At 61.1% G+C, this 13902-nt stretch carries 10 protein-coding genes; 5 read left to right on the top strand and 5 right to left on the bottom strand.

Annotated features, from left to right (window positions below):
- Nucleotides 1–113: 113 nt before the first annotated feature.
- Entirely contained in the window at nucleotides 114–1619 is a 1506-nt protein-coding gene (locus PQQ96_RS26935) for a flagellar hook-basal body complex protein (protein WP_408298328.1), read from the bottom strand.
- Between the two features lie 330 nt (nucleotides 1620–1949).
- On the opposite strand from PQQ96_RS26935, the gene PQQ96_RS26930 reads away from it, so the two are divergent.
- Both PQQ96_RS26930 and PQQ96_RS26925 read left to right on the top strand, forming a co-directional pair.
- The gene (locus tag PQQ96_RS26930; RefSeq protein ID WP_408298326.1) at nucleotides 1950–2609 is read left to right on the top strand and encodes a glutathione S-transferase family protein; all 660 of its coding nucleotides are present in this window, start codon (nucleotides 1950–1952) and stop codon (nucleotides 2607–2609) included.
- A gap of 159 nt (nucleotides 2610–2768) precedes the next feature.
- A complete protein-coding gene (locus PQQ96_RS26925; RefSeq protein WP_408298324.1) occupies nucleotides 2769–3686 on the top strand; it encodes a LysR family transcriptional regulator in 918 nt (305 codons plus the stop codon).
- A gap of 131 nt (nucleotides 3687–3817) precedes the next feature.
- Here PQQ96_RS26925 and PQQ96_RS26920 read toward each other — a convergent pair whose 3' ends face one another.
- The 4 genes from PQQ96_RS26920 to PQQ96_RS26905 form a co-directional block, all read right to left on the bottom strand.
- Nucleotides 3818–4933, bottom strand: coding sequence for an ABC transporter ATP-binding protein (locus PQQ96_RS26920; RefSeq protein ID WP_172313013.1), 1116 nt, complete (start codon nucleotides 4931–4933; stop codon nucleotides 3818–3820).
- Nucleotides 4934–5038: 105 nt separating this feature from the next.
- Entirely contained in the window at nucleotides 5039–5896 is an 858-nt protein-coding gene (locus PQQ96_RS26915; RefSeq protein WP_408298321.1) for a carbohydrate ABC transporter permease, read from the bottom strand.
- Nucleotides 5886–6824, bottom strand: a complete 939-nt coding sequence (locus tag PQQ96_RS26910) for a carbohydrate ABC transporter permease (protein ID WP_408298319.1) — start codon at nucleotides 6822–6824, stop codon at nucleotides 5886–5888. The genes PQQ96_RS26915 and PQQ96_RS26910 overlap by 11 nt, the downstream gene beginning before the upstream one ends.
- A gap of 189 nt (nucleotides 6825–7013) precedes the next feature.
- Nucleotides 7014–8261 carry an ABC transporter substrate-binding protein gene (locus PQQ96_RS26905; protein WP_408298317.1) on the bottom strand — a complete coding sequence of 416 codons (1248 nt, stop codon included), beginning with the start codon at nucleotides 8259–8261 and terminating at the stop codon, nucleotides 7014–7016.
- 531 nt (nucleotides 8262–8792) lie between these two features.
- Between PQQ96_RS26905 and zwf the strand changes: the two genes are divergently transcribed.
- The 3 genes from zwf (at nucleotide 8793) to PQQ96_RS26890 (ending at nucleotide 13081) form a co-directional block, all read left to right on the top strand.
- Nucleotides 8793–10256 (top strand): glucose-6-phosphate dehydrogenase, encoded by a 1464-nt coding sequence (zwf, locus tag PQQ96_RS26900; RefSeq protein WP_408298315.1) that lies wholly within the window; start codon nucleotides 8793–8795, stop codon nucleotides 10254–10256.
- A gap of 208 nt (nucleotides 10257–10464) precedes the next feature.
- A complete protein-coding gene (gene pgl / locus PQQ96_RS26895; RefSeq protein ID WP_408298313.1) occupies nucleotides 10465–11187 on the top strand; it encodes a 6-phosphogluconolactonase in 723 nt (240 codons plus the stop codon).
- Nucleotides 11165–13081, top strand: coding sequence for a bifunctional transcriptional regulator/glucokinase (locus PQQ96_RS26890; protein ID WP_408298311.1), 1917 nt, complete (start codon nucleotides 11165–11167; stop codon nucleotides 13079–13081). The genes pgl and PQQ96_RS26890 overlap by 23 nt, the downstream gene beginning before the upstream one ends.
- Nucleotides 13082–13902: the final 821 nt, after the last annotated feature.

Raw genomic sequence — 13902 nt, 5'->3', positions numbered from 1 at the left:
CGTGGCCAACACGGTGGTCACGAAGAAAACCTGCCGACAATAAACGCTCATCGCCCAGTGCGAATATCGCGCCGGGTTTATGAATACTCCGTCTGCGACAGCGTCGCGATGGTTTAAAGGTTCATCAAAGTCTGGTCGACCGTCTTTTGCGTCTTGATCGTCTGCGCGTTCGCCTGATAGTTGCGTTGCGCGGTAATCATCTTCACCAGTTCGCTTGTCAGATCGACGTTCGAGTTTTCCACCGCGCCGCCTTGCAGCACGCCGTGGTTGGTCGAGCCCGGCGCGGAGATCTGCGCGACGCCCGATTGCGAGGTTTGCTGAAACTCGTTGTTGCCGAGATTCACGAGACCGTTCTGATTGGCGAAGTTCGCCAGCGCGATCTGGCCGAGCGCCGCGGTTTGCTGGTTCGAATAGTTGCCGCTCAGCGTGCCGTCGGCGCCGATCGTGAAGCTCGTCAGTGTGCCGGCCGCGTAGCCGTCGGGCTGCAGCGTGTTCACGCCGTTCTTGCCGCCGTATTGCGTGGTGCCGCCGATGTTCAGCGTGAGGTTCTGCGGCGTCGACGAACCGTCCGTGGTCGGCACGCTGAAGTTGAAGACGAACGGCGTAGTGGTGGCGACGCCGTTCTTGTCGGTGGTACCGAGCAATGTGCCCGACGAATTGAAGTTCGCGTGACCGATCAGTTGCGCCGCGCCGGTCGAGGGCCCCGCGTAGACATCCCACGCGCCCGCTGCGGTCTTGGTGAAGTACATATTGACCATCTGCGAGCCGCCGAGCGAGTCGTACACCGTCGTGCTGGTCGAATAGTTGTACGTCGAATTGCTGTTCTGGTTAAACGCGATCGGCGTCGGCGCGATCGTGTAGCTGTCGTTGACGGCCGGCGTGCCGTTGAACGTGATGGTCTGGCCGTTGCCGAGCGGGATCGCCGTACCGGACGTGTACGTGCCGGCGGTCGACGTGCCGAGCGTGTTGTCCGTCACCGTGTAGGCCGTCGCGCTCGCGAACTTGACAGTGTAGTTGTCGTTGTTGGTGCCCGAAGCGGGGTGCGTGATGGTCGCGCCGGGCGTCGTGAGGGTACCCGTGTTGGCGCCGGCCTTCACGGTCGGCGTGCCGAGCATCAGCTTGTCCTGCGCGTTCAGGTTCAGGCCGGCAACAATCCTGGTCGTCGCTTGCGGCGCGATGTTCGCGGTCGGTACGCTGAGCGGCACGGTTTGCGCGGTATTGATGACACCTCCGGCGCTCGCGCCGTAGCCCATCAATTTCAGGCCTTGCGCGTTGGTGATGAAGCCGTTCTTGTCGAGCTGGAACACGCCGTTGCGCGAATACACCTGTGAGCCGTTGTTCGACAACTGGAAGAAACCGTTGCCGTTGATCGCGACGTTGAGCGCCTGGTTGGTGCTGCTGATCGTGCCTTGCGAGAACTGCTGCTGCACTTCGGAGAGCCTCGTGCCGATACCCACCTGATTGCTCACCGCGGTCGCCACCGAATTGGCGTACATGTCAGCGAATTGCGCAGCGCCGCTCTTGAAGCCAACCGTATGCGAGTTGGCAACGTTGTTGCCAATCACGTCGAGATTCTGCGACGCCGCCGACACCCCGCTCAAACCTTGCTGGTACCCCATCGTGGTCTCCGTTCTGGAAAATCGTTACTCGGTGGCTTCGATTGGAAGAAAATGCAGCGCTGTCATGTCGACGCACACCCGCATCCTTACAATTGTTTCAAATGTTACGCGATATTTCCGGGAAGTTTTGTGAAGATTTGTCGTAGGAATACCGTGACTCAAGCCTGCGCCTGTTTTTTTAGGCAAGTCCGTTCGATTGCCGCGCGCCGCCACCGTGGCTTGATGCCCGCGTTTGTCGACTTCCGTTGCTGCCGTTCGTCGTTGGGTAAACGGCCCCCTCTGGCCGTCGTTGCGCCACGGCGCGCCTAGCAACCACCCAAGGTGACCACGATGACCCTGAAGCTTTATGCCCACCCCTTTTCCTCGTACTGCCAGAAGGTCCTGACCGCGCTTTACGAAAATGGCACGCCGTTCGAACTGCGCAAGCTGTCGCACGACGACCCGCAAGTGATGGCGGAGTTGGCCGCGCTCTGGCCGATCAAACGCTTTCCGGTGCTGGTCGACGGCAGCCGGACCGTGATGGAGGCGAGCATCATCATCGAGTACGTGGGTCTGACGCACCCGGGGCCGGTGCGGCTGTTGCCGGCCGACCCGCTCGCGGCACTGGAAGTGCGCGGCATGGATCGTTTCTTCGACAACTACATCTCGACGCCGCAGCAACGGATCGTGCACGACAGCCTGCGGCCCGAAGCGGAGCGCGACCCGTTCGGCGTCGCCGAAGCGCAGGCCATGCTCGACACCGCGTACGGCTGGTTGAACGGCGTGATGGCGGAGCGCGAATGGGCCGCCGGCGACAGCTTCAGCCTCGCCGATTGCGGCGCCGCGCCGTTCCTGTTCTACGCGGACTGGACGCACCGCATCGGCTCGGCTTTTGAGCACGTGCTCGCCTACCGGAAGCGGCTGCTGGCCCGGCCATCGTTCGCACGCGCGGTCGACGAAGCGCGCCCGTATCGCTCGTTCTTTCCGCTCGGCGCGCCCGACCGGGACTGACTGCACGGACCCGGCACAGTCCAGCGAATACACCCGCAGACGTGAGGGGCAAGCGGGTGACCCGCTTGCCCGCCCGGCCCCCATCGCGACAACACTATTTCCACCCTATACACTTCACTTCGAAACCCACTTCCGCCCATTACTTACAAAAGGCAAAACATGGACCGTTTCGAAGCGATGGAGATATTTACGCGTGTGGTCGAAGCGAACAGCTTCACCAAAGTATCCGAGTCGCTCGACCTGCCACGCGCCAAAGTCAGCCGGACCATTCAGGCTCTGGAAGAGCATGTCGGCGTGCGGCTTCTGAACCGTTCGACGCGGCAGGTCAGCGTTACCGAAGACGGCGCACTGTTCTACGACCGCTGCGTGCGTATCCTCGCGGAAGTCGCCGATGCCGAATCGTCGCTGTCGAACAAGCGGGAAAATCCAAGCGGCACGATTCGCGTCGATACGTCCGGCACGCTCGCCCGTGCGCTGCTGCTCCCCGCGCTCGACGATTTCTACCGGCAATACCCGGAGATCGACGTGCGGCTCGGGTTGGCGGATCGCAACATCGATCTGATTCAGGACGGGGTGGATTGCGTGATCCGTATGGGCACGCCGGAGGAGTCGAGTCTCGTCGCGCGGCACATCGGCCAGGCGCGGATCGTGACCTGCGCGTCGCCTGCCTATCTGGAGAAATACGGCACGCCGACCACGCTCGAAGAGCTCAGCGAGCATCGCGCGGTTAACTACGTTTCAGCACGCAGTGGCAAGACCTTCCCGTTCGAATACGAGGTGGGCGGCGAGATCGTCAAGGTCACGCTGAAGAGCGTGCTCGCGGTAAACGACGGCAGCGTTTATATCGGCGCGAGCGCGCTCGGCCACGGCATCATCCAGCCCTCGCGCTTCATGGTCGCGGATCTGATCGCGCAAGGCGCGCTGAAGGAAATCCTCACGACCTACACGACCCCTGGCACGCCGCTGTCGATCCTGTACGCGCATCGCCGCAATCTGAGTTCGCGGCTGCGCGCATTCACCGAGTGGGTCACCGAACTGGCGCGAAACAATCCGGATCTGCGCATCACGGACGCCTGAACGTCACGGCGCAGGGACGCCAGGCGACGAGCCTTGTGCAAAGAGCACTAGCAAACGACAAAAGAAAGCCCCATGCGCTTCGCAACGCATGGGGCTTTTTTCAACTCGAATCGCTCAGCGAATAATTTGCCTCAGGCAATCCGCTCTTCGTTGGTCGGATCGAACAACACCGCCTTCGACGCGTCGAACAACAAGGTCGTAGTCGACAAGGGCTGCGGATTCGAAGCCGGGTGCACGCGGCTCACAATGCGCTTGCCGTTCACCTGGGCGAACACCAGCGTGTCCGGACCGGTCGGCTCGATCACGTCGACATTCACGTCGATCGACTGCAGGTTCGCGTGGTCGCCATGCGCACCACGCGCGTCGGTGATCCGCTCCGGGCGCAAGCCGAGAATCACTTCGCGCCCAATGTGCGACTTCACCTTCGCCGAATCGAACGGCAGGTTCAACACATTGCGCGCCGTGCCCGTATCCAGTTCGATGCCGACGCCCGAACCCTGCTCCACCAGCTTGCCCTGGATGAAGTTCATCGGCGGCGCGCCGATGAAGCCGGCCACGAACAGATTCGCCGGCGAGTCGTAGATTTCTTGCGGCGCACCGAACTGCTGGACGATGCCGTCTTTCATCACCGCGATGCGGTCGCCGAGCGTCATCGCTTCGATCTGATCGTGCGTCACGTAGACGATCGTCGTGCCGAGGCGTTGATGCAGCAGCTTGATTTCCGAACGCATCTCGATCCGCAGCTTCGCGTCGAGGTTCGACAGCGGTTCGTCGAACAGGAACATCACCGGATCGCGCGCGAGTGCGCGGCCCATGGCCACACGTTGACGCTGACCACCGGAGAGCTGACCCGGCTTGCGGTCCAGCAAGTGCGTGATCTGCAGCGTGTTCGAGACGCGGTCGACGATCTGCGCCTGCTCCTGTTTCGGTACCTTGCGGATACCCAGGCCGAACGAGATGTTCTCGCGCACCGTCATCGACGGATACAGCGCGTACGACTGGAACACCATCGCGATGTCGCGATCTTTCGGCGAGAGATTGTTCACCGTCTTGCCGTCGATCTGGATCTCGCCCTTGGTCACGGTTTCGAGGCCGGCGATCATGTTGAGCAGCGTCGACTTCCCGCAGCCCGAGCCGCCAACGAGAATCAGGAACTGGCCGTCTTCGATGTCGATGTTGACACCCTTCAGAACCGGCACCCCGTTCGGGTAAGTCTTGTACACGTCACGGATGGAAAGGCTTGCCATGCTGTGAATCCTCTTGTCTCTGGTACAGCTTGAAAACTTCTGGTCGGATGACGGCGGCGCACGATCAACGACGCCCCGCCGCGATGCGTATGGTTAGCCCCGGGTTCAGCCCTTCACTGCGCCCGCCGTCAGGCCGCGCACGAAATAGCGTCCCGCGACGATGTAGACGAGCAAGGTCGGCAGTGCGGCGATGATCGCGCCGGCCATGTCCACGTTGTATTCCTTCACGCCGGTCGAGGTGTTCACGAGGTTGTTCAGCGCCACCGTGATCGGCATCGAATCGACACCGGAGAACACAATCCCGAACAGGAAGTCATTCCAGATCTGCGTGAATTGCCAGATCAGGCACACCATGAAAATCGGCAGCGACACCGGCATCAGAATCTTCGTGAAGATCGTGAAGAAACCCGCACCGTCGATCCGCGCGGCCTTCACGAGTTCAGCCGGAATGCTCACGTAGAAGTTGCGGAAGAACATCGTGGTGAAGGCGATACCGTAGATCACGTGCACCACCACCAGACCGGTCGTCGTGTTCGACAGGCCGAGCATGCCTTCGAAACGCGCCATCGGCAGCAGGATCGCCTGGAACGGAATGAAACAGCCGACCAGGATCATCGTGAAGATCGGATCCGCGCCACGAAAACGCCAGTGCGTGAGCACATAACCGTTGAACGCGCCGATGATCGACGAGATCAGCACGGCCGGAATCACCATGCGCACGGAGTTCATAAAGAACGGCTGCATACCGTCGCAGCGCACCCCGGTACACGCACCGCTCCATGCCTTGATCCACGGATCGATGGTCCAGTGCGTCGGCGGCGTCAGCAGGTTGCCGGAGCGCAACTGGTCGATGTCCTTGAACGACGTGGACAGCATCACGTACAGCGGGAACAGGAAATACAGGGCAAACAGAACCAGGGCCGCATAAATGACGGCACGGCTGATCGTCATCTTAGGCTGCATTGCGGGTGCTCCTCGATTCCAGATACATCAGCGGCACGAGCACGGCCACAACGGTCGCGAGCATCATCATCGACGACGCCGCGCCGACGCCCAGCTGCCCGCGATTGAACGAAAACGTGTACATGAAAATAGCCGGCAGCGATGAGGACGTACCCGGACCACCCGCGGTCAACGCGACGACCAGGTCGAAGGTCTTGATCGTGATGTGGCAAAGAATCAGCAGCACGGAGAAGAACACCGGGCGCATGCTCGGAATCACGATCTTGCGATAGATGGTCGGCAAGCCCGCGCCGTCCATCTGCGCGGCCTTGAAAATCTCACCGTCGACACCGCGCAAACCCGCGAGGAACAGCGCCATCACGAAGCCGGTGGACTGCCACACCGCCGCGATCACAACGCAGAAAATCGCCTTGTTGGGGTCGCCGAGCCAACTGAACGAGAAGCTCGTCCAGCCCCAGTCGTGGAACACTTTCTCGAGACCGACGCTCGGCGTCATGATCCATTGCCACGCCGTACCCGTCACGATGAACGAGAGCGCCATCGGGTACAGGAACACGGCGCGCAGTGCGCCTTCATTGCGGATCTGCTGATCGAGCAGGATCGCGAGGAACAAGCCGAGGCCGATACAGATACCGATAAACGGAATGCCGAACCAGCCGAGGTTGGCAGCCGAGGTCCAGAACACGTCGTTGTCGAACAGCTCGCGATAACGGTCGAGACCGACAAAATCATAACGAGGCATCAGCCGCGAATTGGAGAGCGACAGATAGCCGGTAATTGCGATGAAGCCATACACGAAGATCAGGCTGATCACGACGCTGGGTGCGAGCACCAGCTTCGGAATCCAGCGATCGGCAAGCGCCGCCATGGGCGACGTGCGGCGGGGGGCGGTGGCCGTTTTCCCGTTTCCGCTGATAGAAGCAGTCACTACTCGACTCCTGCTGAAACTGTACCGCCGAAACGCTCACGCCTGAGGGGCGCAAGGCTGCAACGGCATAGGTGTGACTCTATGAAACCAGGGGTGAAACCGCCTGCTGGCAACAATGCGGTCAGCGGTCTGAAGGGCGCGCCCGGTGTCCGTGGAGTGCCCCCGGACGCGCCGCTTCGCTTACTTCACTTACTTGGTCTTCGCTGCCTTCGCGAGCGCGGCAACCGCGGTCTTCGAATCTTCCTGCGAGTTCATAAACTTCGTGACCACGTCCGAGATCGCACCGGCTGCTGCATCCGGTTGCGCCATGCCGTGTGCCAGCGAAGGCACATAGCCGCCCGACTTGATCGCCACTTGTTCATCCGCGTACGACTTCTTCGCGCAGTCGTCGAACTTGGCCATCGACACGCCCAGACGAACCGGGATCGAGCCCTTGTTCAGGCTGAACTGTTCCTGGAAGTCCGGCGACATGATCGTCTTGGCCAGTGCCAATTGACCCGGCGTTGCGGTCTTCTGGCCCTTCTGCTGGAAGAACACGAACGAGTCGACGTTGAACGTGTAGGCCTTTTCCGTGCCCGGCACCGCGGCGCAGACGTAGTCCGAACCCGCCTTCTTGCCTGCGTTGGCGAACTCGCCCTTCGCCCAGTCGCCCATGAACTGCATGCCGGCCTTGCCGTTGATCACCATGGCCGTGGCCAGGTTCCAGTCACGACCGGTACGGCCCGCGTCGAAGTAACCCTGGATCTTGCGGACCGTGTCGAACACGCCGACCATCTGGTCCGACGTCAGCGTCTTCTCGTCGAGGTCGACCAGCGCCTTCTTGTAGAAGCCCGCGCCTTGCGACAGCACGACGTCTTCCCACAGCGTCAGGTCTTGCCACGGCTGACCGCCCATCGCGATCGGCTGGATGCCCGCGGCCTTCATCTTGTCGGCCACCGCGAAGAACTCAGGCCACGTGGTCGGCACCTTGCCGCCTGCCTTGTCCAGCGCCGCCTTGTTGATGTACAGCCAGTTCACGCGGTGCACCGAGAACGGCGCCGCAACGTAATGGCCGTCCGCGTGCATGATCTTGTCGATTTCCGGCGGCAGATTCTTTTTCCAGTCGCCTGCAACCGAATCGATCGGCACCAGCACGCCTTGCTCCGCCCAGTCCTGGATCAGCGGACCCTTGATCTGCGCAGCGCTCGGCGCATTACCCGAGATCACCTGCGTCTTGAGTGCCGTCATGGCAGCCGCACCTGCGCCGCCAGCAACCGCGAAGTCCTTCCACGTGTAACCCTCCTTCGTCATGTCGTCCTTGAGCACGCCGACGGCTTTCGACTCACCGCCCGACGTCCACCAGTGCAACACTTCGATCGACTCGGCAGCTTGCACAGCCGAGACGCCACACATCAGACCCGCGGCGCACAAAGCGCCCATGATCGCGCGAAATTTCATTGCTTATCTCCTCCAGACACCTGAACAAAAAACAAATGGCCCCTGATGTCGCCAGGGTGCTGTGGTTGGTTCAAACAGGCAAAACACTGGGCGATCGAGCACGGTCGGGCGCATGCGTCATGCATGTGCCGGCGGACCGCTATCCGGCCGCTGGAAGCTCAAGAGATGAGTGGATCGGGATGCAACTGACTGTCTCCTCTTTTGATTTTTGCCTGCCCGCGTCGCGCGCGGCAGACTCGAGGTGCCTCACACGTTAACCCTGACGCCAGACCCGCCTTCCGGCTTTCCGTAAGGACCGCCGGGGGCGTGCTGGCACGTGCTCACACGCAATGTCCGTTAACATGCAGGGGACGCCTGCCGATTCGGGAAAACGCGCATCTAGCCTCACAGCGCACGCTTTTTTCATCGAATTAGCGCTACCTCTTGATTTGGATTGTAGTTAAACTACAATTCAGTGTCAAAAAATATTTTATCGGACTACGGTCGCCCTTTTCGGTCCCCACGGCGACCCCAGGATATCGACGGAGACTCATGCAAACCGATTCAAGCTTCACCTTCGTTCTCTTCGGCGGAACCGGCGATCTGTCGATGCGCAAGATCCTGCCGGCACTGTTTGAAGCGCACCGTGCAGGTGGCATGCTGGCCGACAGCGGCAAGATCGTCGCGGTGGCGCGGCATGTGGCCGATCGGGCTGCCTACATTGACTGGGTCAATGAGCACGTCAAGCCGCACGTGTCGAAGAACGGTGTGGATGAAACCGCATGGGCGAGCTTCCTCGACCGTATCGAGTTCGTGAAGATCGATCTCGGCAACCCCGAAGACTTCGTACTGCTGCGCGACGCCTTGAGCGGCCGGCCTGGCATCCGCGTGTTCTATCTGGCAACGGGGCCGTCGCTGTTCGTACCGATCTGCCACGCGCTGGCGTCGGTGGGACTCAACGAAAATTCGCGCATCGTGCTGGAAAAGCCGCTCGGCTACGACCTCAAGTCGTCGAACGCAATTAATGATGCAGTCGGCGAAATCTTCGCTGAAGAACAGATCTACCGGATCGACCACTACCTCGGCAAGGAGCCGGTGCAGAACCTCCTGGCGCTGCGCTTCGGCAATGTGCTGTTTGAACCGTTGTGGCGCCGTGAATGGGTGGAGAGCATTCAGATCACGATTGCGGAAGAACTCGGCGTGGAAGCGCGCGGCGACTTCTACGACAACACCGGCGCCTTGCGCGACATGGTGCAGAACCATTTGCTGCAACTGCTTTCCATCGTCGCGATGGAACCGCCGCATTCGATGGATTCCGACTCGGTACGTGATGAAAAACTGCGCGTACTGCGCGCGTTGAAGCCGATCGATCCGCGCGATATCGGCAAGGTCGCGGTGCGCGGCCAGTATCATGCGGGCGTGATCCGCGGCAATGCGGTACCGGCGTATGCTACCGAGCCTGGCGTGAAGCCGGACAGCACGACCGAAACCTTCGTCGCGTTGAAGGTGGAAATCGAAAACTGGCGCTGGGCTGGTGTGCCGTTCTTCCTGCGCACGGGCAAGCGTCTCGCGGATCGTGTCGCTGAGATCGTGGTGAATTTTCGTGCAGTGCCGCATTCGGCATTGGGCGCGTCCGCGTTGCGCGGCGGTGCGAACCGTCTCGTAATCCGTTTGCAGCCGAACGAGACCATTCGCCTTTACTGTCTCGCGAAGCAGCCGGGCGAAGGCATGAACCTCGCCAGCGTCCACCTCGACCTCGCGTTCGACCGGTTCTTCCGCGAAGGGCAGATGGAGGCGTATCAGCGCCTGCTGCTCGATGTCATCAATGGGCGCCTCGCGCTGTTTGTGCGGCGCGATGAGCAGGAAGCAGCATGGCGCTGGGTCGAACCGATCCTCAACGAATGGGCCGCTGCGAACAAGCCGCCCAAGCCGTATGCAGCAGGCACGTGGGGACCGGCCGCGGCGAGCGCGATGTTGGCGCAGCACGGCACCTGCTGGCTCGAAGAAGAGAATTGAATCAACTGAATGACGGCGCTGTGCCTTGCCTGATCCTGATCGCGATGTCGATCGAAGCACGGCACAGCGCCTGCAAGACTCACCGACGAACTGAACGGAATGGCGCCGGTATCACGAAGGCGCCTGCAAGTCATCCCGCTTGCAGGCATCGCGTGACAGCAGTACAGCACGTTCCGCAGATCTAACAAGAAAGCAGCACGGAGGAGAAGTGATCCAGCTTCACGCTTTCGACGATCAACGCGCCCAATCCGACGCGTTGGCGAAAGCGGTTGGCGACGCGTTACATGCGTCGCTCGCCGCACAGGCGGCCACGGCCGCAGCGGGCACGTCAACCCTTGGCACGCGCCCGGCCATGCTTGCAGTGTCCGGCGGCACCAGCCCGCGTCCGTTCCTGCAGACGTTGTCCACGCAATCCTTCGACTGGGCGCGCATTGCCGTGACGCTGGTCGACGACCGCTGGGTGCCGGAAACGGACAGCGCGAGCAATTCACAACTCGTGCACGACACGCTGTTGCAGAACGCCGCAAAGAACGCCGCCTTCTGGCCGCTGGTCGATGCAACGCAAGACCTCAATGCGCACGTTGCCGCGCTGAACGCCGACGCGCGCTTTAGCGCCGTGCCGGACGTCGCGATTCTCGGCATGGGCGAAGACGGCCACACCGCGTCGATTTTCGCGGATGCGCCCGAATGGGACTTTGCGATCACTACCCCCGAGCGTTTCGTGGCCGTCCATCCCGGCAGCGCGCCGCATGCGCGCGTGAGCTGGTCGCTCTCCGCCTTGAAAGAAGTGAAGCACCTGTTTTTGCTGATCGCAGGACCGCGAAAGATGGACGTGCTGAATGCCGCCGCCGCTTCGCTACAAAAAAATGCCATCTCGCAGTTGGCAAACGACAAGGGAGTGAGACTCGATGTCTACTGGTGTGCAAACTAAGGCTGTTCCGGGCGCGGGCCAGCACGCCGATGGACCGAGGCTGCTCGCCGACATCGGCGGCACCAATGCGCGCTTCGCGCTCGAATACAGCCCGGGCGAGATCGGCTCGGTGCAGGTCTATCCGTGCGCGGACTATCCGGGCGTTGCCGAAGTCATCAAGAAGTACCTGAAAGACACCAAGATCGGCCGCGTGAATCACGCGGCGATTGCGATTGCGAACCCGGTCGACGGCGATCAGGTCAGCATGACCAACCACGACTGGAGCTTTTCGATCGAAGCCACGCGCCGTGCGCTTGGCTTCGACACGCTGCTGGTGGTGAACGACTTTACTGCGCTGGCCATGGCCCTGCCCGGCCTGACCGACGCGCAGCGCGTGCAGGTGGGTGGCGGCTCGCGTCGCCCGAACAGTGTGATCGGCCTGCTGGGCCCGGGCACCGGCATGGGCGTATCCGGCCTGATTCCTGCCGACGACCGCTGGATCGCGCTCGGCAGCGAAGGCGGCCACGCTACGTTCGCGCCGGCCGACGAACGCGAAGACATCGTGCTGCAATACGCACGCAAAAAGTGGTCGCACGTCTCGTTCGAACGTGTGGCAGCGGGCCCCGGCCTCGAAGTGATTTACCGCGCGTTGGCGGGCCGCGACAAGAAGCGCGTGGCGGCGAACGTCGACACGATCGAGATCGTTAAACGCGCGATGGAAGGCGAGCCGCTCGCGGCCGAATCCGTCGACGTGTTCTGCGGGATTCTCGGCACTTTCGCGGGCAATATCGCAGTGACGCTCGGCGCGTTGGGCGGCATCTACATTGGCGGCGGCGTCGTGCCGCGGCTGGGCGAATTTTTCGCGCGTTCGTCGTTTCGCAAACGGTTCGAGGCGAAGGGCCGCTTCGAGGCTTATTTGCAGAACGTGCCGACCTATGTAATTACCGCTGAATACCCGGCGTTTCTGGGGGTTTCGGCGATTCTCGCGGAGCAGTTGTCGAACCGCGCGGGCGGCAGCTCATCGGCCGTGTTCGAGCGGATTCGTCAGATGCGCGACGCGTTGACGCCGGCCGAGCGCCGAGTGGCCGATCTCGCGTTGAATCATCCGCGTTCGATCATCAACGATCCGATCGTGGATATCGCGCGCAAGGCCGACGTGAGCCAGCCGACGGTGATCCGCTTTTGCCGTTCGCTCGGCTGCCAGGGTTTGTCGGATTTCAAGCTGAAGCTGGCGACGGGTTTGACCGGCACGATTCCGGTGAGTCATAGCCAGGTGCATCTGGGCGACACCGCGACAGACTTCGGCGCGAAGGTGCTGGACAATACGATTTCCGCGATTCTTCAACTGCGCGAGCATTTGAATTTCGACCAGGTCGAGCGGGCGATCGATCTGTTGAACGGTGCGCGGCGGATCGAGTTTTATGGGCTCGGCAATTCGAACATCGTTGCGCAGGATGCGCACTACAAGTTCTTCCGGTTTGGCATTCCGACGATTGCCTACGGCGATCTGTATATGCAGGCGGCTTCAGCCGCGTTGCTTGGCAAAGGTGATGTGATTGTTGCCGTGTCGAAGTCGGGGCGTGCGCCTGAGCTGCTGCGTGTGCTGGATGTCGCCATGCAGGCGGGGGCTAAGGTGATTGCCATTACGTCCAGTAATACGCCTTTGGCGAAGCGGGCTACTGTCGCTTTGGAGACCGATCACATTGAGATTCGCGAGTCGCAGTTGTCGATGATTTCGCGGATCTTGCATCTGGTCATGATTGATATTCTTGCAGTTGGCGTGGCGATTCGGCGCGCTGTGCCTAGCGCGGATGTGGCGGAGACGGTCGCTAAGGCGCGACAGGGCGCGGATGATGATGCTAGTGCTGTGCTTGATTGGTTGAGTCATGGGGCGGCTTCTTCGGCACGGGATTAAAGGGGTTTTTGGCCTTCGCGGCGGCTTGGGTTGGTTGCCTGCGGCGTTGGCCTTTCCTTGATCTGGCTTTTTGGCCTTTCCTTGAATTTATATCGGTTTATTAGTGTTGCCCCTGTGCGGGGCGGCACTTACTTTCTTTGCCGCCGCAAAGAAAGATAAGCAAAGAAAACGGCTCGCCCCCCTGCTAAGCGGGTCCCCCGCACAGTCGCGGTAGTGGTGCATCTGGAATCTGTGCTCTCGTACATTCGACGTGAGTGACAAGGCAGTCATACTTCCGGCGGCGCTGCGCGCGCCGATGCGGTACTTCATCAAACCGTACGTTGTCACAAACGCTCTGCGGCACTTCATCAAATCGCGCGTTTCTGCCGATGCTCGACGGCACCCTATCAAACCGCGTGCTGTTGCCGACGCTCAGCAGTACTTCATCAAGCTAGACGTTGTTGCTGGCACGCGGCGGAAATCCGGCAATCCACTAGCTATCGTTGTACTCACTACTGCTTCATTAGATCAATAGCTGCTTCTGGTGCATGGCGTGCGGTAGCCCTCGCTAGCCGCTTGATGCACCAGGGACACGCCCAAAAAACCATCCGGCATTTTCAGCGCATCGCCGAGGCGAAGCCGATGGCCCCACCACGCCCAAACGAAGCCGTGGGTTTGCATGATGAACCCTTCCGGCGAGCACATAGTGCGAGGCGGGAAGTATGAATGCCTTGTCACTCACGTCGAATGCGCGATACAGATTCCAGATGCACCACTGCCGTTACTATGCAAGGGACCCGCTTAGCAGGGGGTTCGAGCCGCTTTCTTTTGCCTATCTTTTC

Source organism: Paraburkholderia sediminicola (genome assembly GCF_046027825.1).
Lineage (GTDB): Bacteria > Pseudomonadota > Gammaproteobacteria > Burkholderiales > Burkholderiaceae > Paraburkholderia > Paraburkholderia sediminicola_D.
This window is presented reverse-complemented; position numbering and strand designations above follow the sequence as displayed.

Excerpts from the sequence above, each read along its gene's own strand:
- PQQ96_RS26905 (WP_408298317.1), bottom strand. The coding sequence starts at position 8,261 with ATGAAATTTCGCGCGATCATGGGCGCTTTGTGCGCCGCGGGTCTGATG.
- PQQ96_RS26930 (WP_408298326.1), top strand. The coding sequence starts at position 1,950 with ATGACCCTGAAGCTTTATGCCCACCCCTTTTCCTCGTACTGCCAGAAG.
- PQQ96_RS26935 (WP_408298328.1), bottom strand. The coding sequence starts at position 1,619 with ATGGGGTACCAGCAAGGTTTGAGCGGGGTGTCGGCGGCGTCGCAGAAT.
- PQQ96_RS26890 (WP_408298311.1), top strand. The coding sequence starts at position 11,165 with ATGTCTACTGGTGTGCAAACTAAGGCTGTTCCGGGCGCGGGCCAGCAC.
- zwf (WP_408298315.1), top strand. The coding sequence starts at position 8,793 with ATGCAAACCGATTCAAGCTTCACCTTCGTTCTCTTCGGCGGAACCGGC.
- PQQ96_RS26920 (WP_172313013.1), bottom strand. The coding sequence starts at position 4,933 with ATGGCAAGCCTTTCCATCCGTGACGTGTACAAGACTTACCCGAACGGG.
- PQQ96_RS26925 (WP_408298324.1), top strand. The coding sequence starts at position 2,769 with ATGGACCGTTTCGAAGCGATGGAGATATTTACGCGTGTGGTCGAAGCG.
- PQQ96_RS26915 (WP_408298321.1), bottom strand. The coding sequence starts at position 5,896 with ATGCAGCCTAAGATGACGATCAGCCGTGCCGTCATTTATGCGGCCCTG.